The sequence below is a fragment of the Spirochaetales bacterium genome (assembly GCA_016930085.1).
Taxonomy (GTDB): domain Bacteria; phylum Spirochaetota; class Spirochaetia; order SZUA-6; family JAFGRV01; genus JAFGHO01.
Genome location: JAFGHO010000105.1, coordinates 34,981 through 59,178, shown reverse-complemented (window position 1 = coordinate 59,178; position 24,198 = coordinate 34,981). Strand labels below are relative to the sequence as shown.

Below are 24,198 nucleotides of genomic sequence, written 5' to 3'. Positions count from 1 at the left end.
ACACGCTACTCCTCATCCCTGTTTTCGAGGAAATCTTCGATGATCCGGGGTACGACAAAGAATCCGTCCGAAAAATGGGCTCCGAAGCGGGCGACATCGTCGTGCGTGAATCCCGGCCTTGCTTTGTCTGCCCGTAGCCGGTCGACGGTGACGGCTTTCCCGAGATCGGGATCGATCCCTTCCGTCTCGTAATCCTGAAGCTGGGCGACGTAATCGAGAATATCCCCCACCTGTTTTCTGAAATGTTCCTTCTCCTCGTCGCTGACATCGAGTCTGCTTAAAAAGAGAATCGACTGAAGTGTTTTGTCGTCAATCATCGGGACATATCCTTTCCAGTTTCGAATAGGAGGCGATGAAGCGGGCCTCCCTGCCGGTCGAAAACCTCACCTGTACCATCTCTTCCTCGTCATTATACCATTTTCCGACGATTATGCCAGTACCATATTCGGGGTGCATCACATGATTCCCCACCCGATACGCTCCCCCTCCCGTATCACCTGAGGCCGCAAGACATTTCTTCGGTATCTCGGACAAAAAACGGGAGGGGAAACGGTCGTCGTAATGACCGAAAACCAGCCGTCTGGCACAACTCGTCAGATACAGGGATTTGCGCGCCCTCGTCACACCGACATAGAAAAGCCGCCGTTCTTCCTCAAGCTCTTCTTCTTCATCATCTCCTTCCCTCCAGTGCGGGAAAAGACCTTCCTCGAGGCCCGTGATGATGACACGGTCAAACTCGAGCCCCTTTGTATTGTGAACCGTGATCAGGGTGACCTTCCCCTCATGTAAAAAAGGATCTTCGTCATTGCTTCCGAGTAACGTTGTTTCCAGAAAGGCCGAAAGGCCTTCTTTCCCTCCCGGATAATTGCTTGTGGCATTCACGATCTCTTCGAGGTTCCTGACCTTTGATGTGTGACTCATCTTGTCCTTTTCATGGTAATGGTCGTAAAGACCGGAGCGGATGATAAGATGATGAACCACCTCGGAAAGCGTATGCGATTCGAGCATCGAGATCGATTCTTCCACGATACCGATAAAAAAAGAAAGCGCTTCACGTGCTTTGGAAGAAAGCCGGGGGATCGCCCCGGCAGCGGAAGCGAGGAGATCCGCCGCGTGACAGCCGATAACCGTTTCCACACTCCTGGGACCGATTCCCCTCGCAGGTTTGTTCACTATGCGACGGAAGGACACCTCGTCCCTGGGATTGGCACAAAAATTGAGATAGGCAAGGACATCTTTCACTTCCTCCCGCTCGTAAAACCTGAGTGTCCCGACAATTTTATACGGAATATTAAGGTTGAGGAAAAGTGATTCGAACGCCCTCGACTGGTAATTGTTCCGGTACAGAATCGCGGTATTGTCGAAGTTTCCGTCTTCCACAAGGTGCGCACAGAAAAGGGCCTCTTCCTCCTGATTGGCGAGCCGGGTATAAACCGCCCGTTCCCCTTCATCGTTATCCGTCCAGAGGTTCTTGCCTATCCGGAACGAATTGTGCTCGACCACCCTGGTGGCAAGTTCCAGAATCGTGGCGGTCGACCGGTAATTCTGTTCGAGCATGATGACTGTCGTTCCCGGAAAGGCATCGGCAAAACCGACGATATTTTTCACTTCCGCCCCCCTGAAGGAATATATCGACTGGTCTTCGTCCCCGACGACACAGAGGTAGGTTTTCCCGCCGTAAAGTTCGGAAAGCAGTTCGAACTGGGCCCCGTTCGAGTCCTGAAACTCGTCGACAAGGATAACCCCGAAACGCTGCCGGATTCTCTCTTTAACCCGGGGAAAATCACGGAGAAGCCGTACCGGTTTCATGATAAGGTCCCCGAAATCGAGATTTCCTATTTCTTCCAGTCGCTTTTGGTACCGCAGATAGATGTCGTCGAATCCCGATGCCCATGAAAAAGGCGAGAGATCGTCTTCCGGCGAAAGACACATATCTTTCGCGCGACTGATGAGATTCGCATATTGTTTTATTTCGGAAAGCGGTGTCTTTTTTTCCGTTATCGATTTGATGAGGGCGATCATATCGTCGGGATCATAGATAGTGAAATTCGGGGGAAGTCCGATAAGATGCGCATGACGGCGGCACAGCCACGCGCCGAATGAGTGAAAGGTACGGATCATGACGTTCCCGGCGCGGGGGGTCAGATCAAGCACCCTGTTTTTCATTTCATCGGCGGCCTTGTTGGTAAAGGTGACGGCCAGGATCGACAGGGGATCATAGCCTTTTTCATCAAGCAGCCACGCGATTTTTGTCGTAATAACACGGGTCTTTCCCGACCCGGCACCGGCAAGGATGAGAAGGGGTGAACCCAGGTGGAGAACCGCTTCACGCTGTTTTTCATTCAGAAGATCCAGATAATGCATCCTGCAATCAGTGTACATAATACGCAAAATATTGCAACAGATATGTGTATGACATCATGAGGTTTTTATTACTTTTTTCCCGAATTAATGACGTTTCTGTTTTATTTTACTACATTTTTGTATCTTATAGCTTTTTATACTTCTATAATGTATACTTTTATTTCATTCACATTCTCTCTTTTATCATTGACAACAGTTTATTTCCTATAATTCCATAAGTTACAGAATTAACCGGCCGATGGCACAGTTGTTGCTTAAAATATATATCATCGTATCAAGGAGGTTTCTATGGGTAAGCGAACAATCATCGTTATTCTGCTTCTTTTTATTGTGGTTTTTTCAGTTTTTGCGGAAGAAGAAATACAGGCTATGCAGAATAAAACCGCAATCGACGTTGTCTGGACACTCATCGCGGCGTTTCTGGTTTTTTTTATGCAGGCGGGATTCGCGATGGTAGAGACCGGATTTACCAGGGCTAAGAATGCGGGAAATATAATCATGAAAAACCTCATGGATTTTTCCGTCGGTTCAATCGCGTACTGGCTTGTCGGCTTTGCGCTCATGTTCGGCGTCTCCGCGGCGGGACTGATTGGAACAAGCGGATTCATGCTTTCAGGGGGTGATCCCTCAACGACCGACGGACTCTGGACCTTCGCATTCTGGATCTTCCAGTGCGTGTTCGCCGCAACGGCGGCGACTATCGTCTCCGGGGCAATGGCGGAACGGACAAAGTTCATTTCCTACCTGATCTACAGCGCCGTCATATCAGCCCTCATTTACCCCATTGTCGGCCACTGGATCTGGGGCGGCGGCTGGCTTTCGGGTCTCGGATTTGTCGACTTTGCCGGCTCCACGGTAGTCCATTCTGTCGGCGGCTGGGCCGCTTTGACCGGGGCAATTGTTCTCGGGCCAAGGACAGGCAAGTACATCAAGATCAACGGTAAAACGAAAACAAAAGCAATTCCGGGTCACAACATACCGCTCGCCGCACTGGGGGTGTTCATTCTCTGGTTCGGCTGGTTCGGGTTCAATCCCGGCAGCACAACCGCGGGAACGAACCTCTCGATCGCCTTTATCGCGGTAAACACAAGCATTGCCGCCGCGGCCGGGGCTATTTCCGCAATGATTTTTTCATGGCTGCGTTTCGGAAAACCGGATCCGAGCATGTCGCTGAACGGCGCACTCGCCGGCCTGGTCGCGATTACCGCGGGCTGCTCCTCCGTTTCACCCGGTAGTTCGATCGTCATCGGTCTTCTGGCTGGTATCATCGTCGTTGCGTCCGTCGAGTTTATCGATAAGGTGCTTCACATCGACGACCCCGTGGGTGCGGTATCCGTACACGGTGTGTGCGGTGCTTTCGGCACACTCGCCGTCGGTCTGTTCGCGGAATCGGCATACGGCGGTGTCGACGGTCTGTTTTTCGGGGGCGGGTTCGGGCTTCTCGGTACGCAGACCATAGGTGTCGTAAGCGTCGGGTGCTGGGTCGCGATTACTTCGCTTGCCCTCTTTTTCGCGATCAAAAAAACCATCGGCCTCCGGGTCACTCCGGAAGAAGAACTCAAAGGCCTCGATATCGAGGAACACGGTATGGAATCCTATAGCGGTTTCCAGATTTTTATCACACAGTAACAGTTACTGTCGTGAGGGAACTTTTATCCGGACAACCCGGAAAAAAGCGTGATGCGGCGGGTTGAACCGGACATTCCCGTATGATAAGAAAGGAGTATGCCATGAAACTGATTATCGCCTATATACAGCCGCACAGACTGTCCGATGTTAAACAGGAACTTTACAAGGCGAAAATATATAAAATGTCGGTGACCAATGCGGTCGGGTGCGGGCAGCAGATGGGATATACCGAACGTTACCGCGGCGTCGATATCGAGGTCAATCTGTTGAAAAAGGTTCGACTGGAAATCGCGGTGAACGAGGATTTCGTCAAACCGACCATTGACGCGATCACCTCCGGCGCCAGAACCGGTGAAATCGGCGACGGCAAGATTTTCATCGTCGATCTCGGGGAATGCATACGCATTCGAAGCGGGGAAACCGGTTCGGATGCAATCGGTTAGCCGGTTGGCGGGGCCGTCCGGACGCCTTCCGTGACGGCCCCATTCTATCGGCATCAATATTTCTTTCCCTCTCCAAGTACGGCGAATGTTCCGCCGCCTTTGATTTCGTCCCCGTAATTGTTTTCCGTTACTGATTCCATTACCTCACGCGTTATTGGAGATTGACGAAAAAATCATACCCCTTCGTAGACGACAATGAACGAATGTACGTTCGTTTCATATTCCCGCCGGTCCATCCGTTCGTTAAAACCGCCTTTTTTCAAACCACTCCGTTGGGGCCACGGATCATTGAATATGATCTCATTCGTTTCATCGTCATAGGCAACCGCGGCAATATAATGTCCCGGCTTTTTCAGACACAACTGTATCGCCTTTCCTGATTGCAGGATGCGCGCAATCTCCTCAAGCCCTTTGAGCCACATAAACTTCCCTTTTGCCCCGTATACTTCCTTTACGGCAAAGGGATAAAATTGGGGAATCCTGTTTCCGGGAATATGTTCAACCCCTTTTCGGATTTCTTCCAGCTTTGCGTAATTGCGCGGATCATTCAAAAAATCGGAAAGTATTTCTTCATGCTGAGGACTGTATCCTCCGGGTGTTGTAATCGAAAGGCCATAACCGACCGCGGCAAGACATGAACATGCAGCGGTGGGGCCGCATGTTTCAAGCCAGCCGGCGGTCAGTTTTTTGACAAGTTTTTTTAAAAGCCCTTCAGTCGGATTGTTTGTCTGGGTATAAAAGGTTTCATACCGGTCATTCCAGCGTCTTGCTCCTTTTATCATTTTTATCCTCCTTGTTAACAGAAATGATGTTGCCGTTTACGAAGTATATATGAAAAACATCTTATTATTCAAATAAATTGGCGCTTCTGAAAATCCGTAAAGCAGGTTTTCAGAAGCGCCAATAATTCAGTATCACATTTGTACTCTCTATTGACGCAGACCATACCGCCGGAGTACCTTTATAGCAAAGGCGACATTAATGCATCCGCATAGATATGTATGGTATATTTTATTTTCCGTTATGCTTGTTTCCACTCTTCGTGCGGAATCATCTCTCATTTATCTCAATCGTATCCTTGAGAACGCCGGTGAAAATACCCAAAAAAGCTCGCAACGCCTTGCGGGCGGGACACACCTTCTTCCCGATAATCCCGCGAACTACGCCATCTACACAAAACTGGAAACTCATATTCGGGAGTTTGAAACGCTCATTACCAACCAGACCGATATGATCTCCTTTTATCGCACAGCTGACGGCTATCTCGCACATATCACCGAATTGCTTCTGCATATACGCGAACTCCTTCTTCGGCGAAGCGGATTCCTTTTTTCGGACCAGGACGGAGATATTATAAAAACCGAGGTCGATCTATACTACGACGAGATTCTTTCGACACTCAATCGAGCGACATTCAATAAAAAAAGTATTTTTAAAACGCTGCTCGATGATGAGACACTCAAAAACCGATTATCCGATGAAGCATTTTACACAATATCGAACATAGACCGGCTAATGAGTTTTTTCACGAACCAGCGGTCCTTCTACGGTACGCTGACAAAAAAGCTGGAAGATCAGACAAAAGAACTTTCATTGCATACCGTGGAACAGGAGGGCTTTCAGGGAACTATCTGGGATATCGATATCGAGCTGGAAACAGGAAGATATGTGCGAAACCACCTCCTCTTTCTGGTCAATCTTCTTCTCCTCTGAGAAAAAGCGAAATGACACCCGTTATACCCATACATGAAAATAATAACGGAATGAATATACCACTATAATAACACAATGCTTTAACCGCCGGCTGCCTGTGAGAAAACCTCGCCGAAAGCCATGTTTTTCATTTTAGAAAAACAGGCAATCGAGTGTCGCATGTCAGAAAAATATTTTTCGAAGCTATTACGTTCAATTCCCGTAAAAATTTTTTTTTTATATTCAGTCCCGATGATTTGTGCTATTATTGTACACTATAACTTATAGATGCATTGAATACCATATATAATAAGGAAACATCATGAAACGATATCGTAATAATCGGATTTTAATTACAGGCGGCGCCGGTTTTATCGGTTCTCATTTATGTAAAAACCTGCTGCAAAAAGGATGCGAGGTACTATGTATCGATAATTTTTTTACCGGTACCAAACGGAATATAAGAGGCCTGATGGACTACGATTCTTTTGAGTTGATACGCCATGATATCACATGGCCTTTATATATCGAAGTCGACGAGGTATACAACCTGGCCTGTCCCGCGAGCCCGATTCATTATCAATTCGATCCCGTACAGACAACGAAAGCGAGTGTCGTCGGTGCGATAAATATGCTGGGATTGGCAAAAAGACTGAAAATAAAAATACTACAGGCATCGACATCCGAGATATACGGCGATCCAAGGATCCATCCGCAACCGGAATCATATCTGGGCAATGTCAATCCGATTGGGCCCCGTGCGTGCTACGACGAGGGGAAAAGATGTGCCGAAACGTTGTTTTTTGATTATTACAGACAGCATAAGCTGAAAATAAAGGTTATCAGGATTTTCAATACCTATGGACCGAATATGCACCCCCACGACGGCCGGGTAATTTCGAATTTCATCAGCCAGGCATTACTTGGAAAAGATATTACCGTTTATGGGACCGGCGAGCAGACAAGAAGCTTCTGTTACGTCGACGACCTGGTGAACGGCATGATCATGATGATGAATAGTCGAGACGAGTTTCCGGGACCGGTTAATCTCGGCAATCCCGCCGAGTTTACAATCATCGAGTTGGCTGAAATGATTAAAAAACTTACAAACTCAAAAAGCAGCATCGTTTATATGCCGTTGCCAAAAGACGATCCAAAGCAAAGACAGCCCGATATCAGCCTTGCAAAAAAAGAATTGAACTGGGAACCGGAAATACAGATCGAACAAGGATTATTGAAAACAATCGAGTACTTCGAAAGATTACTGAAAAGTGAATAAGACCGGGCTTTCCCCAATGTTCACAGGTATCGATGACGTCCGGTTATCTACCGTCAAGATCAAACGCAAAATAACGGTGGCGAACGTCTTGAAAAACAACCGGTTTCAGGGTAGAATCGAGTATCAACGTAAGCATAAAAATTACAAGGCATTGCCATTAACCCAACAAGTTTTGATAGGCATAATGGTAATTGCAGGGGAAAGCGGTATACCCGCCTGCATATATATCAACATAAAGGGATGGGATGATACGATCATGATTAGTCGATATCGAAGCATATTAGGCAAACGAATCCCTGGAAATCAGGGAAAAAAATTGATTAATGGAATACTCTTTTTTTTATGTATACTTTTCATTGCACTCACCGGCACTGGCTGTCAGGATATTCCTATAGTTAATCCGTCCGTCAAAACAACAAGCGGGACAGGGTATGTGGTTCCTCCCGCGGAACCGAAACCGTATGTGCTGCAAGCGGGAGATACAATCGAAATTCAATTTTATTATCACCCTTCCTTAAATAAAAAAGTAACCATCCGGCCGGACGGAAAAATCACATTGCAATTGATCGATGATGTGCGGGCAGCCGGCTTACAGCCGGAAGAACTGGATGAGTACCTTACCTCGGTTTATTCACAAAAAATTAAAAACCCGGATATTTCCGTCATTGTTCAGGAATTCGCCGCTTTTTTCATTTATGTGGGAGGAGAAGTACTACAGCCCGGAGCGATTTCCCTCCGGGGCGGCCTTACCTGCCTTCAGGCAATTATCAAGGCGGGCGGGTTTACCGATTGGGCTTTTAAAAAGGAAGTCGTCGTACTCAGAAACAAGGGTACTGCCAGACCGGAAATAATTATTCTCGATTTGACCGCGGAGTTTAAAGAAGGCGGCGTCAACAACGATATCATTCTTGAACCAAAAGATATAATCTTTATACCCAGAAAGGTCACCTTCGAATAGAAAATTACCGGAAACCACCGTTCCGTGAGGGTGGTTTTCACATGCACCGTTGCCAAAACGGCGTATAGTTTATAATATGGCCGGATGAAAAAAAAGAATCCCTTTTTAGCATGGCACCTTGAAACAAAACAAAGAAAAATAAACACACTCTTTCAGAAATACCTGAAGCCCGGACAGCGCTTTATCGATATAGGATGCGGGCACGGTAATGAACTGGCATTGGCATCCCGCCATGTGACCGATGGTGAACTCTGGGGAATAGACTATGTAAGCGAAAACCTAAAAATAGCCGGAAAACGCGTTCCCGACGCGCGTCTCATCCATGGCGATATCCAGAATATGGATAAAATACATGAATTGCCGGACAATTATTTTGACGTCCTGCATGAATACGGGGCAACCTTTCTTGTCCCCAGGTGGTGGCGGATACTGCCTCAATATATTCGTCTCGTTAAGCCGGGCGGATTGATTTTCTGGGAGTTATCAGACCGCTTCAGTATTGCCTATCTGGTGTATCTGTTTTCCGTGGTACCGCGACTCGATGAAACAGATACAATCTTTAAAAGAATCATAAAATCCCTGTTACCTTCGAAATTCACATTTTTAAGTAAAGCCCAGATCGCCCGGTGTCTGGAAAAAAACAAATCGTTCTGCAAATTACTGGAATTATTCCCTTTGTTTTCACTCTACATTGACGGCCCGCTTACGATTATTTTGAACACGATGCACACTTTACAGGGTAATGCAATCTTTGATAAACTGGATAAAGCACTAACGACATTTTATAATAAATATTCCGGCTATTATTTAATTTTAAGGAAAATCTGATCTGTCTATGGATACTCAAATGTAAACAAAGAATTTCATAGCGAGATAATTATACAAGGAGAAAGATATGGCAAAAATGAAAAAAGCGGCTTTCGTTATCGGCATCAGCGTTATACTTCTCATATTGATCGTCACGATGATCGGTGTTACGGATGAATCGTCGGATGAGGCGTCAATCCTGAAAAACGGAAGTTTTGAGAAGGAAAGCTTTTCGCGGCCTGCGGGCTGGATCATTGAAAATGCCGATAAAGGAACGTTTTTTTTCGACAGACAGAATAAAGCGGATGGAAACCAGAGCCTGCTGATTACAATAGGCAGCCAATCCTCGGAAGGAACCGGGGCGCTGACATTAAAACAAAAGATATCGGTTTCCGATTTCAGAGGGAAAGAAATCAATATCAGCGGAAAACTGAAAGCGGAAGGGGCGGAGTTGGGAGTATTTATTGCGGGTACCGGCGTGGAAGCGGAACATCTGGTCAAAGCCGGCGTATCGGATGACTTTACGGAATTCTCCTATTCGGAAGCGATACCGCTTAATACCTACGAGTTGTATATGGTTCTGATGACCTTTTCAAAACCGAACGGAAAACTTTGGCTCGACGACATTGCCATCGAACCGTTACAACAGCCGGCCTCGGGAAGCAGTGAAAACGGTAATAGCGGAATTGTTACGGATAAAATCAACACATTGGGATGGCAGGACTCTCCGTATATCTCCCGCGACGGAAACAGACTCTATTTCATGTACACACAGCTGAACTGCATAGACATGGTAAAAGGAAATTTGAATATCAAAGGCCCTCCGAGGGCGGGGCATCATTTTAATCCGGGTAAGGACGATTCCGACCTCTATGTCGCTTACAAACAACCCGACGGACATTGGGGTAATATCACCAACCTGCCTTTTAATACAATGTATGCGGATCACTCGGGGATGCCGAACAAGACGAACACCGTCTTTTACTTTGCGCGTGGTGAAACCCCCGAACATCTTGATGATGATATATATGTCGTCTATAAAAACAAGGACGGTATTTGGGGAAAAGCGAAAAACCTCGGCAGTCCCATCAACACAAGACATGTCGAGGACAATCCCCATATATCATATGACGAGAAGACACTCTATTTCGAATCAAACAGACCGGGAGGGCGTGGAGGGTTCGACATTTATTCCTGTGAACTCGAAGCATCCGGAAAATGGTCTTCTCCGGTGAATATGGGACCCGTCATCAATACTTCCGAAGATGAATCCCAGATATGGATGAACGACAAGGGTACCGAATGTTATTTTAATCGAACGAATTCAAAAAAAGGGGATACCCAGATTTACTTTTCACGTAAAGATGCGAAAAACAGATGGATGCCCGTACAACATCTGGATGTGGGACTGCCTCTTGTCGGTGAAGCATCTTTTACCGCAGACGGAAATACACTCTATTTTGCCAGTGTTTCACCCGTGGATGAAACGATTACCATTATGTATGCGGAAAAGAAAAAAGACGGTTCGTGGGGAAAACCCAAACCGGTGGATTAACCCGAAGACTCGCGCGCGGTACCGTATATTATTACGTTCGTTCTCCTGACATAAATGCGTTATTTCAACACCGGATTTTTTGCGTGAAAATTCTTCGAACGCTTTCCGCTCACCTATTCGGGTTTTTTGACGATTATATTCTTGAGGCCATAGTCTTTATCCCTAATCTTCGCAGTAAACGCCGGGGATGCAGGATGATACCGATTCTTCTCACCAGCTTGCTTCGTAATCTTTTTCTTGCCAGCAGCCCGGATATCTTATTAAAAAAAGCGAGCGTATCGGCCCTTGATACGGTATCACCCAGATAGATCGTTCTGGGATCCGTCAAATTCCTATATTCCAACACATGCCAGTCATCCATTGTTTCGGTAACAAGATTCCTTTCCCTGGCATAACGCCACACCTCTGTTCCCGGATACGGGGTTAGAAGGTGCAAATCCCCGTCATCGATGGGCAGGGATTTGATGTAATCATATGTCATCTTCATATCCTCGATCGTCTCTCCCGGTATTCCTATGATCATTGATGTATTGATGATAAATCCGTACCGGTGCGCCAGTTCTACCGCTTTTTTATTTTTTTCCGGCGAATTCCAGCTTCCCTTCAGGTATTTGTATATTTTAGGAGAGCCGCTTTCCAGGCCGAAACTGACAAAGACAACATTCATCTCCTTCAGCAACCGGGCGACTTCCTCATCAAAGGTATTTCCCGACACCCAGCACTCAAACGCGGTTTTTTTATGCAATTTTCTTTCGACGATCAGCCGCTGAATCTCCTTCAGTCTCGATTTGTTAAACGTGAACAAATCGTCAAAAATGTGCATAAACTCGGGCGAATACTTTTCGACAATATATTGAATCTGGTTCACGGTTGCCTCCGGCGTCTGCTGACGAATTTTACCCCAGAACCAGGACGAAGCACAGAAACGGCATTTATACGGACAGCCGCGGGAAGTCATGACATGAAAGTGCAGCTCTTTTTTCTCTTTGAACTCACAGATGTCATGACATTCAATGACAGGTACATCCTTTATATCGAGAAGCGGATTTTTGTCCGTACGGATTAATTCCCCGTTTTCCCGGAAAGCGATACCTTTAATATGCCTCAGTTCTTCCGACGGCAGGCCTTTTTTTCTCATAAACAATCGACACAATTCATAAAAGGTAATTTCACCTTCTCCCAAAACAGCGACATCGGCTTTCAAAGGTAAATTGTGCGGCAGGAACGATATATGCGCGCCGCCGATGACGATAGGGATATGCGAATCCAGTTTTCTGATTCGCTCGACAGTGGCTACCGTTGCCGAAAATATCACCGAAGTGGCTGACAGACCGATCACATCGGGGGCAAAATCATTGATATCGCTGTCTTCGAGTTCTCCCACAATGATTTTCGAAGTGAGTTCAGACAGACGGGCGTTCAGGTAACTTACCAGAGAGAGTAGCCCGAACGGATATTCCTGATAAGGCAGTAATTCTTGCGCTTTTATCGAGGATACATTAAACAGGACCCGCACTTTATTTCCTTTCCAATCCGGTTATCGATACATGTGAGGATATTTATTACAATTTACGGGCAAACGCAATTAATCGCTTGGCCAGCGTCAGTTTCTCTTCGATCAAGGTCCATGGCCGGAAAAGCAGCCAACTCAGTGAGTTCACTATTCCGGATAGATTGCTTCTATGATTCTTGTGATTACCCGCAATAGTCTTTTTTTTACCGCTTTCCGCACTCGCTTTATGGTGATTCATAAATAAGTGCGTGAACATGTGAAGATAATCGATAACGCAGTGCGAATGCCATGGATGGATGATACGCGTTTCCACGCGAAGAACATGAAAGCCGGTTTTTTCAAGCAGCTTTTTCAGCGAACGGGGAGAAAAGTGGCTCACATGCTGTTCGGGGCGAAGGTCTTCCCATTGATCACGGTAGATTCTGGATTCCAGCGAACCGAAATTGGGGACTTCAACAAATATAACACCTTCTTTATTAAGCCAATTATATATAACGGATAAATCTCTCACCGGATCTTCAATATGTTCAAGCGTGTGATGAAGGGTAACAACATCAAAATAATCCGATGGGAAAAAATCTTCTGAAAGGTCTCCGCAATGAACATCGGCATTCAATCTGCTTCTTGCCTGTTGCGCGGCATAGGAAGATTTTTCAATCCCATGGACCCGCCACCCCTTTTCCCGTGCGAGTACCAAGAAATCACCCATCGCACAGCCGATATCCAGAAGGCGTGCATTATCTTTTTTATAAAAATCCAATTTCTGCAAAATGTTGTAAAAACGCTTCTTATCATTATCCTGCATGAAATCGGAAAAAAAGTCTTTCCCGCTTACGCCTGAAAAATAATCCTTTTCATAATAATCATCATGACGGCCGGCTTCCGGAACAATCGTTTTGGCGAGAGAACAGGTCCGACATTGAACAATCTTCCATGTATTTCCGCATAATCCGGTATTCTTCATTTTCTCATCGCAAATCGGGCATTGCTGGCTTGTCATTGTTCATCTCCATATTGTATCATAGAAAAAAGAGGGTGTCCCCTGTTCACACGTTTTCTGCTTTATGATGCATCACATCGTTATATCATATTTATACGCTTGTTGCAAACCCAATATCGGTGTCTGTTTGATCACACACCTATCGGCATCATCGAAATACCCGTCGCCATACAACGGTCTGTCGAAGAAAAAACCATTAGCCATACAATCCCGATTTTCAATCTCTGTTATTTCATATTTTTTTTCATCACCCCTCTCCACGCGACAACTATAAGGTGATTACTCCCAAACAGACATCAATATTGACAAATCAGGCGATATGTGATAGGATACCATACAAAAAATGGTATCATAGCACGTTGTTATCCCGTTTTTACCTTATCAAGTTGACAAGGAAAGATGCAGGAAACCAACCAACAGCATCGATGACCGTGCGGTATGCATATTATACAATAAATATGATTAACTTTTATCTGTTTATTCTAAACAAAAATAATCAGTATTAATGTTTTTTTGAAAAAAAAGCGCTACATTAGTCATTGAAAGAGAGAAAGGAAAGCGGTTGTTCAGTTTTAAAAGAAATCTGAGTATGAAATTATTAAAAGCCTCCGATCTTTTAATGCTTGTTTCAGCATTTTTAATGGCGTTTCATCTGGCCAATCGATTTGACGATGCGGATTTTTTTCAGGCGGTTTTTTCCATACAAATAAGCATAATATCATTGGTGTACATTTATATAATGACGATAACCTGGTATGTCCTTTTCAAGGTCTTCAACCTTTACGGCTCGCGGCGAATGGGAACATTAATAAACGAATGGAAAGATATCTTCTTAGCTGTCGGTATTTTCTGCGCGTTGTTTTTCTTTAGTGCGCATATATTGCGTTTACCGTTCTTGTCGCCGGCTTTTATGGTCATTTTCTGGATATGCGGTCTGGCGTTCTCGATTGTTGCAAGAACACTCATACGGATATTTATAAAAAATCTTCGTATACGGGGCAGGAATCTGCGGTTCGCCCTCATCATCGGATCCAATCAAAAAACAATCGATTTCAGCAGGACAATTGAAGAAAAAAAATCGCTGGGATACCGCGTCCTGGGGTTTCTTGATAACGAAAAACATGTCCCCGATGCCGATATAAACCTGTTGGGTTCACTGGACGATTTCCCCGGAATCGTCGCCAATAATGTCGTCGATGAGATATTTATAGGTATTACAATCAAGTCATATTATGACGCCATCAGGCAGATCATAATGAAAGCCGAAGAACAGGGCATTCTAATTCGTTTCATTTCTCAGGCTTTTGAAACATGTCTTGGACGCGTAAGAACGGAACACCTTGAAAATTTTACCGTCACGACTATTTCTCCAACCCATTATGGGGAAAAGAAATATCTTGTAAAAAGAATACTCGATGTCATAGTCGGCGGCATGGCACTTCTGGTTTTTTCACCACTTCTTATTTTAGCCGGGTTTCTAATTTTCCTGACGTCACCCGGTCCCGTTTTATTCGTACAGGACCGTGTGGGGTATAATAAGCGGGTTTTCAAATTATACAAATTTCGCACCATGGTCCGTGATGCCGAGAAGCAGATTCATTCGCTTGAAAATAAAAACGAAATGGATGGGCCTGTGTTCAAGATCAAGAACGATCCGCGGATCACCAAAATAGGGAAAATCCTCAGAGCAACAAGCATCGACGAACTGCCCCAACTGATAAATGTGATCAGAGGTGACATGAGTCTGGTCGGACCGCGCCCCCTGCCCATCAGGGATTATAACGGATTCAACGAGGACTGGCAAAAGCGACGATTCAGTGTTCTTCCCGGTATCACGTGCAAATGGCAAATATCGGGCCGTAATAATATATCATTCGACGAATGGATGCGGCTCGATATGGATTATATCGACAACTGGTCGCTTAAAGAAGATATTTTCATTTTATTAAAAACCATACCGGCGGTTTTCAGCCGGAAGGGCGCCTCCTGACTCGTACTTCCCGCTATCGATAAACCTGTACGCGCAACGGCGTCAAATATTCGTGACGGGAAACCCCGGATATTTCGGCATGGTTTTGGTGCAAGACGAATTACATAACCGGAATACCGGTCACACGCCTGAGGTCAACGCCCTGTTACGGGATAAAATATATTTTCTCATATATGAGTTTGACACGGTACGGGAAGCCTGGATTATTCTTCTATATTTTAACGCCGTCGGCAGCGTCATAATAAACCGGAAATAGCTTTTCATACATTTGGGGAACCGCAGCAATAGATAAAAAAAACGGATGATTTCATACGGAACGAGGTACGGTAAATGAACGACAATTGTCGTAAACCGTTCGTTCTTTACCATCATCAGGTAACGGTTCTTTATCGCCTCCATCTGCGCCAACATCACCTTTTTTCTGTCCGCCCGTCCGAACAGCTTGCTCGCTCCTCCCCGGTAGTGATATGCCACCGCATACGCACAGAAAAGGAACCGCCATCCCCTCAACCGCGCCCTCAATCCCAAATCCATATCTTCATAATACGCGAAAAAGGTATTGTCAAAAAACCCTTTGTCGATCTTTATATCTTCGAGCATTGTCCTTCTGTAAAGCGGGAGCGCCCCACACGGACAAAGAATATCCCGGCATGTATCGTATTGCCCGTTATCGGCTTCACCCTGCCCCCTGTCGATGGGGGTTCTAAAATAATCCAGAAACATGCCGGTTGAATCAATAAGCCGGTTGCTGTCTCCGCCATCATGCCAGACCAAGAGCTTTCCCGATACCCCCCCGACATCCGGCGCCTCATTGACGGCGTTCACCGCTTCGGTGATGAAATCGGTGTTCAGACGGATATCAAAATTACAGAGGAGGATATACTCGCCGTGCGCCATTGAAATCCCTTGATTCATGGCTTTCGAAAAACCCAGATTTGCTTTATTTTCCTTATACACGACCCTGAAATCGCCGTCAGGTTTGGGCGTATTTTCCAGAAACACCGATATATCCCCGGGAGAGGCGTCTGTTGAAGCATTATCGATGATTATTAATTCGAGCGGCCGGTAATCCTGTTCGAAAAGCGTCCTGAGACAATCCGTAATAAATCGCTTTCCGTTCCAGTTCAAAAGGACAACGGAAACCATACCTTTTTTCCCCGTCATGCGAATACCCTCTCTCTATTCATGTTCATCAAGGAGATGCGTGCTGTCCTTTTTACAAAAGAACCGCCTTTAATTATATCGAACCGTAAACCATCCGGCGCGGCTTTCCGTTTCCGGCCGGACTCACGCATTTTTCATCAGCCCCAGAAATGCCCTTGCCTTTTCATGAAGGCCGCTTTGATAAAGACAGGTAAGCAGGCATTGTTTGCTGCATTTTTTCATTGAAGCCCTCTTTTTATCGGCTTTTTTGCTTTTCCATATTTCCTCTATGTTTCCGCTTGAAAGATTGCCGATACCGCCGAAGGCAGGACAAAGGAACATCGTGCCGTCGGGATAAATAAACATTGTCGAATAACCCAGGGGGCACATACGGCTATTTTTCCGCAGGGGATTATGGAAATAATCGATCATCGAGTTCAGGTGGATTCCGGAATTCAGGACAGGATAACCTTCATCCTTGAGCCGGCCCACCTCTTTCAGGACGGTTTTGACATCGGACATATTATCAGGCCACAGTTCACTTTTTTTGTACCAGTTTTTATCCGGTTTGTCGCCGAACGTCTGTTCGATCGGCTGAAAATAAACGCCGGATATGTGTTTGTCACGCGCAAACCGTATAATATCCGCCAGTTCGTGGAGATTCGCGCCCGAGATAACCGTCTTTAAAATAAGCGTGGTATGCGCGTTGTATCGCTTTTTCTGCCGTGTGAGAGAATCTATCGCGTTCAGCAACCGCTCAAAAGCCCCTTTCTTTCCCCGCAACTCGTCATGCTTGCGGCCGTCGAGGGAATCCAGGGACACATTGATATTAAAGAGATCGAGTTTCATCATTGCCGCCGCCACAGACTCATCCAGGAAAAATCCATTTGAGGTTATGCCGATCAAATGACGAGACCAGTTATGTTTTTCCGAATGCAATTCCTTCAACAAGTCGGGAAAAAACCGCAATACCAGCGGTTCTCCGCCGCTGAAATTGATTTTTGTCCCGCGCGGCAGCCAGGCAAAAAGTTTTTTCAAAGCGCTCAGCCATTGCCCGTGCGACAATTCCGGCGTCTTTATCATCCAGTCATGGCACATCCTGCACCTGAAATTACAATGATGGGTGATGGCGATATAAATATTTGTCGGTTTGCCTATATTGAGACCCGTTTTCATGGAAGCGTATTGGCGTACATAGTGAAAGGCGTTAAAACCGGCTTGAACAAGGGATTTGATTCTCATATATCTCCTTCACACGTCATATATTTTCGTTATTGCACAATTATCGGCCGCATCAATAATTAAAACCGATTCCGCTTACGGACTGAGTGGGCTTATGATACCCTTCCATGCAAGCCATGCCGGTTTTTCATGACAATCATTATCGATGAGCGCGAGTGTCGACAGAAACTCATAAAACTCACGCCGATCCTCCTCACTATAAGCGGGATGATCGTATTTGATCGCCATCAGGACACTCATTGAAGGAGAAAAATCATGAAGATTGAACCATGAAAAGAACATGAAATATCGCCTGTACCTCCGCAGGACCAGCTCCAGCCGGTAAATGTAGTCGATCTGCCCCATGATACTTCCACCTACTCCCGCCGAACTCCAGGCCGTTTCAATAACGGCAAGCGGTACGCCGTCAAAATATTGTATCATCTCCTTGAAATATGAACAAGTGTTTTCCAGGGTGGGCCTGGAACTGTCATATTGCATGTATACCGTGAATCCGAGAACATCGCAAAACTCCGCGATATCAGCAACCATGGAGAGTGCTCCGTCACTGCGGGCCTCATGATATGAACAGACGACACCGACGGGAATTTCCGGCGCATTCAGCCGAAAGTATTCCCTGACGATTCCGCAAAACATTAAAAAAGGATTTATCAGTCCGCGATTGTTGAAAAGGTATTGATTTACTTCATTGCCGATAAAAAAATAATCGATATCATCCCGATATAAAACGAGCAGCTGGTTGACCAGCAGCAGAAAGTTTTCGTAAAACACCGCGCTGTCGAATGACCCGGAGGGATCGATACCGTCCGGATACACTCCCAAAGAGGAACTGTCGATGATATTGTAGATCAACGCGAACTTCATCCCGTGCCGCCGTGCCTTGCCGATCTCGTAATCAAGCGTCGTCAACGCATATTCCCCCAAAGACGGTTCGTCATCGGCCCAATGATGCCTGTAAATGACGACATCGACACCCCCGTCGGCCATTTTGATATAGGTGTCTTCAATATCGGTATCCGTCCACACGCTTTCATCGCCGCATGCGTGGGGAGACATTCCCAATTGAATATATTCCTCCTCGATATGGTTCAGTAAACAGCCGGACAACGCAACGGCGGCAAAACAAACCATAAAGACGAAAGAGAATTTCAGACGAGTCTTCATAACGATAATATCCTTTACCATTAATTCTTTTTTGAATATACGATAATCAAACGCGGTATCCTGTATAATGATATACCATTTTTTTGGAATTTCCAGCTTCGTGACATTATTTTATTATTGAATCCTTTCTCCGACAGGCGCCATCATTGCGGCAATCACAATTTGACGATCCTTTTAATGAACCTGATATCCTCCTTCCCTATTCCCTTTATCAAAAACATCAATGGAAAATACAGAAGCGGTACCAAAAAAGCATAATAAACCGAATAATGCCGGACCAGAAAATAAACCGGTATCCCGGTTACGACAATACAGACAAAAGGCTTCACCAGACATGATATCGTATCGATGCCGAACAACCTCCTGTTGACGACGATCACACAAAGCAAGAAAAGGATGTTCGAAGAAACAAGCGTGGCAAATGCGGCCCCGTCGTAATTCCACAACATGATGAAAATATAATTGAGGATACCGTTCAATATGGTCGAAAAAAACATGATTTTCAGCACATCCTTCTGGTGATGACCGGCCATCAGCGAATTACCCAGCAGAGAATGCCCGACATTGCCGAACATGGCCCAGATCAATAATTGCAGTGTCATCGTACTTGAAACATACGCATGGCCGAAGAAAAGCAGGACCAGTTCCTTTGCGAAGAAGGTCATCATCAGGCTGATCGGTAAAAATACAAGGATAAGGTATTGGAGGACTTTTACCGTCATCTTTCTAAACAGGTCTTTATCGTTTTTAAAGGCATCCGAGAGAAGTGGAAAAAGAACGATCACAATACTGTCCGACAGTATTTTTAAAATAGCGGCGATTTTATAGGCCGACGTATACAACCCGACTTCATATTCCGTCTTTATCTTCGAAAGCATCAGTACATCCATGGAGATGAACAGGGTCGAAAGCGAATAAATAAAACTGAAAACGGGCGCGTCCTTTATCAATCGACCGATCGCCTTGAAGTCTATTGAAAATGAAAAGGTAAAAAACTTTCTATTCACGAAAAGAATGCCGATGAAGGCATTCAAAAACCTGCCCGCTGCAAGAACAACGGCGATCATGACAATCCCCCTGCCCGACATGACAATGACCACCGCGCACACAATCTTGAAGGCATTTTCAATGATCGTAATTGTCGTTATCAGTTCGTTTCTTTCATAAACCATGAACACGGCTTCATTTATCGCGGTCCAGAATGAAGGAAGCAGGCCGATCGCGATAATCCAGTTGGCAAGCACCATGTCGGAAGAATAACCCATTACCATTACAAAAGAACCCGAGGCTGCGATAAACAATAACGAAATACACGATCCCAATAGACTGAAACTGGCATAGAGTTTTTTTGCCTCCGTCTTGTATTGTGCGATTTCACGGGTAATCAGAAAATTAAAACTCAAGGCACTGACCACCTGAAACACGGTAAAAAGCGTCGTAAGAAAGGTGAACTTGCCCAATTCGGAGACACCCAGAGAACGGGCGATAAACACGATCAGTATCAATGAAAGAAAGGGTGCGGTCCCCTGTGTTATGAGTGTCATGATGATATTCTTAAGTGTTCGATAAAACCGGCTTTGTATGTTCATTCGAATTGGCTTTTCCGCCTTTTAACGTCAACAAGCGCCTTGTATCGTCTTTCCATAAAGGCAAACACCGTACGGTCGTCATATTTTTCTTCCACCAGTCTCCTTCCGTTTGCGCCGATTTCCTTGCGTAACGAAGCCGATTTCATAAGGGTGACGACCCCTTCTGCGAACGCCTCCGGGGTATCCCGGACAAAGGCATCATGATCAGGCCGGACCTCGATGCCTTCCATGCCGATGGTGGTCGATACGACCGGTTTATGCATCGCCATCGCTTCCAGCACCTTCCCCCGCATCCCCCCGCCGGAAACGACCGGATTGATGAAAATGGCGGCCCTGGCGAGATACGGCCGTATGTCGTCGACGGCACCGGTGACGATGATCCGGGGGTCCGATGCGAAGGACTTTATCCCGTTACCGGGATCGGGACCGACAATGTACCATATCACCCCGTTAATCGCAGCCTCAATAATCGGGAAAACGTGCCTGTAAAACCAGTCGACGGCCATTGCGTTGGGATTGTGCCGGTAATTGCCGGTAAAAATCAAACCCGTGGGTTCCTCCTTTATCGATATATCCGGACGAAAATATGCCGAATCGATGACGTTGGCATACACCTCGAACGAACCGCGCGATTTTACTCCCGCGTGCATCTCGAGTAATTCTTTTTCGTGCCTGGTTGTCGTATAGATGCTGTCGAAATAACGGCATATATTGACTTCATATCGCTTGAATTTGAAATGATAGAGGAGAAGCTGCAATCGTTTCGGCAGGGAAGCGGTATATTTGAGTTCACGTTCAATGCGTCGAAAATTAAGTTCCTGATCCACCAGCACTTTTACACACCGTTCATCCGATACGGCACATGCGTAATCGCCCATATAGATGAACTCGATATGGACCAGATCGATGTCGTATTCTGAAACGATCCGCTTTATTTCTTTCGCCATTGTCTTCGTATAGTTCTTGACGACATATGAAGGTTTCAACCTGAACAGGTGTGTCACAATTTTTTTGATGATCCCTTCTTTATCCCGTTTCACCACAAAGACACGTTCCGGATCCATCCGTTCCGGCGTCGAAAAGGTCTGTGTACGGTTATCCAGGCACACGGTATAAACATTATGTCGGGACTCGAGGTAATGCATAAAACGCACAAAACGCCTCATCCCCCCCATGGACTCCGCTTCCGGCAAATACGGAGAAACCAGCAATATGTTCATTTTCTCTCCTTTGATTCCGATTATTTCCCGAAAGGACGATTATACCCGGTTTCCGATAGGTGTGTGTGTGTTTGTCCACCATAATTTGAACTTTTTAAGCAGAAGCGGAAACACTTTTTCAGGATGCCTGAAGACGAGTTTTAGCCGTGTTTTCAATTGCCTTCTTTTTCCCAATCTGCTGAACTTCACGTACCACAGATACAACTCGTGACGATTCAGGGGACTCAAAAGCACTCTCCCGTCCCTGAAATACGGCTCCACTTCCATCTTCAATGTACTCCAATCCATCCGGTCGGAAACCAGGTTCTTTTCTTCCGCCAATTTCCAGAGGGGCGTGTTAGGCAGGGGAACAAGGACATATGTCGTAAAAACAGACAAACGGCTGTTTTTCAGATACCGATAGCACTCAATCAGATCTTCCTCCGTCTCTATCGGACTTCCGATGATAAAACTGCCGTTCGTCTTCAAACCCGCCTTATTGAATATCGCCACCGCTTTTGTATTCATTGCAACACTCGCCTTTTTCGGCTTCAAAAAATGCAATATTTTATCCGAACCGGACTCAAGCCCGAGGTTCACCATGGAAACATTCATGCGTTTCAATAAATCCGCCGTCTCCTCATCGGCCTGATTGGCCCTGACATTGACAAAAAACTCGGTTTCCCTGTTTATGCCATGCCGCTCGATCAGGGTGACAATTTCCCTGAGGCGGGCTTTATTTGAAATAAACAAATCGTCATAAAAAGAAACGGCCACGGGCCGGTACGTCTCGATGAGATGGAGTAACTCGCGCACGACATAATCGGCCGACAAGGTTCGAACCGTGTTAAAAAACCGCGTTGATTGACAAAACGTACATTTATACGGGCATCCCCTCGAAGAAAAAAGATAAAGCTGACCGCGATATGGTATCCGCATAAGCGATCTCGCGGGAAACGGCAGTTTATCCAATGGCGATATGGGTTCCCTGTCCGGGGTAAAAACAAGCCCGCCGGTTTTATCCCTGAACGCCAGCCCGGGAATTGTCTTCAATTGATCCGGTTCGAATTCCCCCTTCTCGAAAACACGGCAGAGATCGAGCATCGTTTGTTCACCCTCCCCGATCACCGCAACATCCATATCGTCCGTCAGTGTGGAAGGGAGTGTCGTGATATGTGTTCCGCCCATGACGACGGGCAAACCAAGGCCCCTGCACAATTCTGCCAGCCGCATGGCGCCGCCGTAATTCTGGGAAACGGAGGATATCCCGACCAGATCCGGTTGATACGACCTGATTTCCTTTTCAAAATTTCCCTCGATTATTTTTATGTCGACCGCGGGCATCTGTTGCATAAGGTAGGATGCGATGTATCCAAGGCCGAGCGGGGGGTACACGTTTTCGATATCAAGCCGGCTTGAGACGGCGTTAATAAGCAGTAATTTCACGGACGTTCCTCTCCTTTCCTCCCAAACGCTTTTTCGAGATAGTCATCCAGTCCATTGATAAAATAGCACCAATCGAATTTTTTACAAAATTCTCTGCCGAATTTTCCCATTTCCCTCACTTTTACCGGATCCGAGGCAAGCGAATACATGGCGTTCGAAAAAGCGGCCGGATCGGGATCGCACAATAACCCGTTTTTTCCGTCGACGACCGTTTCCCGGGGACCTCCCCGGTTGACGGAAATAACGGGCTTTCCGTAGCCCATTCCTTCGAGGGGGACGATTCCCCAATCCTCGTTGAACGCCGTAAAAAGCACCGCATAACACCTCTGGTACAATCGGAACAGCTCTTCATCGGAAGGATGAACGATAAAGCGGATGCGGCGGTCTTCTCCCGAACGATCCTTCAGTTCTTCGAAATATGATTTGCTCTTCTCATCCACAATCCCCGTGATAATCAGCCTGAAATCGGAATACTGAGGGTATGTATCGAGAAAGACTTTGAATCCCTCGATACCGAGTTCGATATTCTTGGTCCACATAATACGGCCGGGCAGGAGAAAATAACGGTCGTATTCATCTGTGGGAATAAACCGTGAATAATATATTCCCGGATAGAGAATATCGAGTTTTTCTTCACGGGCCAGATTACCCCGTATAACCCGCTTCTTTACTTCCTCACTGATACAGAAAATACGGGCGTAACGCTTCCACGCCCTTCTTGCGACGATGCCGAAAAGACAACCGAACACCTTGAGTTGCGCTTTTATGAACCACCCTTTGTTCTTTAGAAAATGCTTTTTATAGTAGATATCGTAGACGGGACGCAGCGGGGTAAGACAGATACATATGACAGGTTGTCTGCTGTTTCTGAAAACGGCCAGGTCCCCGACCCCCTCGCACAGTACAACCAGAACGTCATACCCGGATACATCGAGTTTCTGTTTCAGAATGACAAACGCCGCCTTGATGACTTCGATAAACGTTCGGTTGACGCTGATTCGCGGAGACAATTCGACGATATCGACATTCTTCAACTCCGGGAAGGTATTTTCCTTGTCGAATCGATTGGTAAAGACACGCCATGTGAACCTGCTTTTCGTGCATATTTCCAGGATTAACCGTTCGGCTCCGCTTGTCAAATATACCCACGGATAATAAAGCGCTATCTTCATCCTCTCCCCTTCC

Annotated in this window: 20 protein-coding genes; 8 read left to right on the top strand and 12 right to left on the bottom strand. The window is 46.0% G+C overall.

The annotated features are described in order from the left end of the window. Nucleotides 1-5 precede the first annotated feature (5 nt). Nucleotides 6-317: an Asp-tRNA(Asn)/Glu-tRNA(Gln) amidotransferase subunit GatC gene (gene gatC / locus JW881_18005; protein ID MBN1699420.1), complete on the bottom strand. Its 312-nt coding sequence runs from the start codon at nucleotides 315-317 to the stop codon at nucleotides 6-8. Further along, entirely contained in the window at nucleotides 310-2,364 is a 2,055-nt protein-coding gene (locus JW881_18000; GenBank protein MBN1699419.1) for a UvrD-helicase domain-containing protein, read from the bottom strand. Before JW881_18000 ends, gatC begins: the two co-directional genes overlap by 8 nt. A gap of 288 nt (nucleotides 2,365-2,652) precedes the next feature. On the opposite strand from JW881_18000, the gene JW881_17995 reads away from it, so the two are divergent. Next, nucleotides 2,653-3,993: an ammonium transporter gene (locus JW881_17995; GenBank protein MBN1699418.1), complete on the top strand. Its 1,341-nt coding sequence runs from the start codon at nucleotides 2,653-2,655 to the stop codon at nucleotides 3,991-3,993. Between the two features lie 101 nt (nucleotides 3,994-4,094). Next, complete coding sequence (locus JW881_17990) at nucleotides 4,095-4,436, top strand: P-II family nitrogen regulator (GenBank protein ID MBN1699417.1); 342 nt, start codon at nucleotides 4,095-4,097, stop codon at nucleotides 4,434-4,436. A gap of 173 nt (nucleotides 4,437-4,609) precedes the next feature. Here the strand turns inward: JW881_17990 and JW881_17985 are convergent, their stop codons facing one another. Next, nucleotides 4,610-5,218 carry a C39 family peptidase gene (locus JW881_17985; GenBank protein MBN1699416.1) on the bottom strand — a complete coding sequence of 203 codons (609 nt, stop codon included), beginning with the start codon at nucleotides 5,216-5,218 and terminating at the stop codon, nucleotides 4,610-4,612. A 199-nt stretch (nucleotides 5,219-5,417) separates the two neighbouring features. Between JW881_17985 and JW881_17980 the strand changes: the two genes are divergently transcribed. The 5 genes from JW881_17980 to JW881_17960 all read left to right on the top strand — a co-directional run bounded on the left by JW881_17980 (nucleotide 5,418) and on the right by JW881_17960 (nucleotide 10,727). Beyond that, entirely contained in the window at nucleotides 5,418-6,149 is a 732-nt protein-coding gene (locus JW881_17980) for a hypothetical protein (GenBank protein MBN1699415.1), read from the top strand. Between the two features lie 301 nt (nucleotides 6,150-6,450). Then, nucleotides 6,451-7,407, top strand: a complete 957-nt coding sequence (locus tag JW881_17975) for an SDR family oxidoreductase (GenBank protein ID MBN1699414.1) — start codon at nucleotides 6,451-6,453, stop codon at nucleotides 7,405-7,407. A 316-nt stretch (nucleotides 7,408-7,723) separates the two neighbouring features. After that, the gene (locus JW881_17970; protein ID MBN1699413.1) at nucleotides 7,724-8,365 is read left to right on the top strand and encodes a polysaccharide biosynthesis/export family protein; all 642 of its coding nucleotides are present in this window, start codon (nucleotides 7,724-7,726) and stop codon (nucleotides 8,363-8,365) included. Between the two features lie 84 nt (nucleotides 8,366-8,449). After that, nucleotides 8,450-9,193, top strand: a complete 744-nt coding sequence (locus JW881_17965; GenBank protein MBN1699412.1) for a methyltransferase domain-containing protein — start codon at nucleotides 8,450-8,452, stop codon at nucleotides 9,191-9,193. 67 nt (nucleotides 9,194-9,260) lie between these two features. After that, entirely contained in the window at nucleotides 9,261-10,727 is a 1,467-nt protein-coding gene (locus JW881_17960; protein MBN1699411.1) for a PD40 domain-containing protein, read from the top strand. 133 nt (nucleotides 10,728-10,860) lie between these two features. Here JW881_17960 and JW881_17955 read toward each other — a convergent pair whose 3' ends face one another. Further along, complete coding sequence (locus JW881_17955; GenBank protein MBN1699410.1) at nucleotides 10,861-12,243, bottom strand: B12-binding domain-containing radical SAM protein; 1,383 nt, start codon at nucleotides 12,241-12,243, stop codon at nucleotides 10,861-10,863. A 46-nt stretch (nucleotides 12,244-12,289) separates the two neighbouring features. Further along, the gene (locus tag JW881_17950; protein ID MBN1699409.1) at nucleotides 12,290-13,240 is read right to left on the bottom strand and encodes a class I SAM-dependent methyltransferase; all 951 of its coding nucleotides are present in this window, start codon (nucleotides 13,238-13,240) and stop codon (nucleotides 12,290-12,292) included. A gap of 589 nt (nucleotides 13,241-13,829) precedes the next feature. On the opposite strand from JW881_17950, the gene JW881_17945 reads away from it, so the two are divergent. After that, nucleotides 13,830-15,230, top strand: coding sequence for a sugar transferase (locus JW881_17945; protein ID MBN1699408.1), 1,401 nt, complete (start codon nucleotides 13,830-13,832; stop codon nucleotides 15,228-15,230). A 120-nt stretch (nucleotides 15,231-15,350) separates the two neighbouring features. On the opposite strand, the gene JW881_17940 is transcribed toward JW881_17945, so the two are convergent. The 7 genes from JW881_17940 to JW881_17910 all read right to left on the bottom strand — a co-directional run bounded on the left by JW881_17940 (nucleotide 15,351) and on the right by JW881_17910 (nucleotide 24,185). Continuing rightward, nucleotides 15,351-16,394, bottom strand: coding sequence for a glycosyltransferase family 2 protein (locus JW881_17940; protein ID MBN1699407.1), 1,044 nt, complete (start codon nucleotides 16,392-16,394; stop codon nucleotides 15,351-15,353). 123 nt (nucleotides 16,395-16,517) lie between these two features. Then, nucleotides 16,518-17,615, bottom strand: a complete 1,098-nt coding sequence (locus JW881_17935; protein ID MBN1699406.1) for a radical SAM protein — start codon at nucleotides 17,613-17,615, stop codon at nucleotides 16,518-16,520. Nucleotides 17,616-17,690: 75 nt separating this feature from the next. Next, entirely contained in the window at nucleotides 17,691-18,779 is a 1,089-nt protein-coding gene (locus JW881_17930) for a hypothetical protein (protein MBN1699405.1), read from the bottom strand. Nucleotides 18,780-18,934: 155 nt separating this feature from the next. Beyond that, nucleotides 18,935-20,368, bottom strand: a complete 1,434-nt coding sequence (locus JW881_17925; protein MBN1699404.1) for a flippase — start codon at nucleotides 20,366-20,368, stop codon at nucleotides 18,935-18,937. Next, on the bottom strand, nucleotides 20,365-21,588 hold the full coding sequence (locus tag JW881_17920; protein MBN1699403.1) for a glycosyltransferase: 1,224 nt from the start codon (nucleotides 21,586-21,588) through the stop codon (nucleotides 20,365-20,367). Before JW881_17920 ends, JW881_17925 begins: the two co-directional genes overlap by 4 nt. Before the next feature lie 39 nt (nucleotides 21,589-21,627). Then, on the bottom strand, nucleotides 21,628-23,013 hold the full coding sequence (locus JW881_17915) for a B12-binding domain-containing radical SAM protein (GenBank protein ID MBN1699402.1): 1,386 nt from the start codon (nucleotides 23,011-23,013) through the stop codon (nucleotides 21,628-21,630). Further along, nucleotides 23,010-24,185 carry a glycosyltransferase gene (locus tag JW881_17910; protein MBN1699401.1) on the bottom strand — a complete coding sequence of 392 codons (1,176 nt, stop codon included), beginning with the start codon at nucleotides 24,183-24,185 and terminating at the stop codon, nucleotides 23,010-23,012. The genes JW881_17915 and JW881_17910 overlap by 4 nt, the downstream gene beginning before the upstream one ends. Between the last annotated feature and the right edge of the window lie 13 nt (nucleotides 24,186-24,198).

What these genes read in the sequence shown, in the direction of transcription:
- JW881_17985 (MBN1699416.1), bottom strand. Translation starts at nt 5,218, where the DNA reads ATGATAAAAGGAGCAAGACGCTGGAATGACCGGTATGAAACCTTTTAT.
- JW881_17925 (MBN1699404.1), bottom strand. Translation starts at nt 20,368, where the DNA reads ATGAACATACAAAGCCGGTTTTATCGAACACTTAAGAATATCATCATG.
- JW881_17990 (MBN1699417.1), top strand. Translation starts at nt 4,095, where the DNA reads ATGAAACTGATTATCGCCTATATACAGCCGCACAGACTGTCCGATGTT.
- gatC (MBN1699420.1), bottom strand. Translation starts at nt 317, where the DNA reads ATGATTGACGACAAAACACTTCAGTCGATTCTCTTTTTAAGCAGACTC.
- JW881_18000 (MBN1699419.1), bottom strand. Translation starts at nt 2,364, where the DNA reads ATGCATTATCTGGATCTTCTGAATGAAAAACAGCGTGAAGCGGTTCTC.
- JW881_17940 (MBN1699407.1), bottom strand. Translation starts at nt 16,394, where the DNA reads ATGACGGGGAAAAAAGGTATGGTTTCCGTTGTCCTTTTGAACTGGAAC.
- JW881_17980 (MBN1699415.1), top strand. Translation starts at nt 5,418, where the DNA reads ATGCATCCGCATAGATATGTATGGTATATTTTATTTTCCGTTATGCTT.
- JW881_17930 (MBN1699405.1), bottom strand. Translation starts at nt 18,779, where the DNA reads ATGAAGACTCGTCTGAAATTCTCTTTCGTCTTTATGGTTTGTTTTGCC.
- JW881_17920 (MBN1699403.1), bottom strand. Translation starts at nt 21,588, where the DNA reads ATGAACATATTGCTGGTTTCTCCGTATTTGCCGGAAGCGGAGTCCATG.
- JW881_17960 (MBN1699411.1), top strand. Translation starts at nt 9,261, where the DNA reads ATGGCAAAAATGAAAAAAGCGGCTTTCGTTATCGGCATCAGCGTTATA.
- JW881_17935 (MBN1699406.1), bottom strand. Translation starts at nt 17,615, where the DNA reads ATGAGAATCAAATCCCTTGTTCAAGCCGGTTTTAACGCCTTTCACTAT.
- JW881_17950 (MBN1699409.1), bottom strand. Translation starts at nt 13,240, where the DNA reads ATGACAAGCCAGCAATGCCCGATTTGCGATGAGAAAATGAAGAATACC.
- JW881_17910 (MBN1699401.1), bottom strand. Translation starts at nt 24,185, where the DNA reads ATGAAGATAGCGCTTTATTATCCGTGGGTATATTTGACAAGCGGAGCC.
- JW881_17995 (MBN1699418.1), top strand. Translation starts at nt 2,653, where the DNA reads ATGGGTAAGCGAACAATCATCGTTATTCTGCTTCTTTTTATTGTGGTT.
- JW881_17975 (MBN1699414.1), top strand. Translation starts at nt 6,451, where the DNA reads ATGAAACGATATCGTAATAATCGGATTTTAATTACAGGCGGCGCCGGT.
- JW881_17965 (MBN1699412.1), top strand. Translation starts at nt 8,450, where the DNA reads ATGAAAAAAAAGAATCCCTTTTTAGCATGGCACCTTGAAACAAAACAA.
- JW881_17945 (MBN1699408.1), top strand. Translation starts at nt 13,830, where the DNA reads ATGAAATTATTAAAAGCCTCCGATCTTTTAATGCTTGTTTCAGCATTT.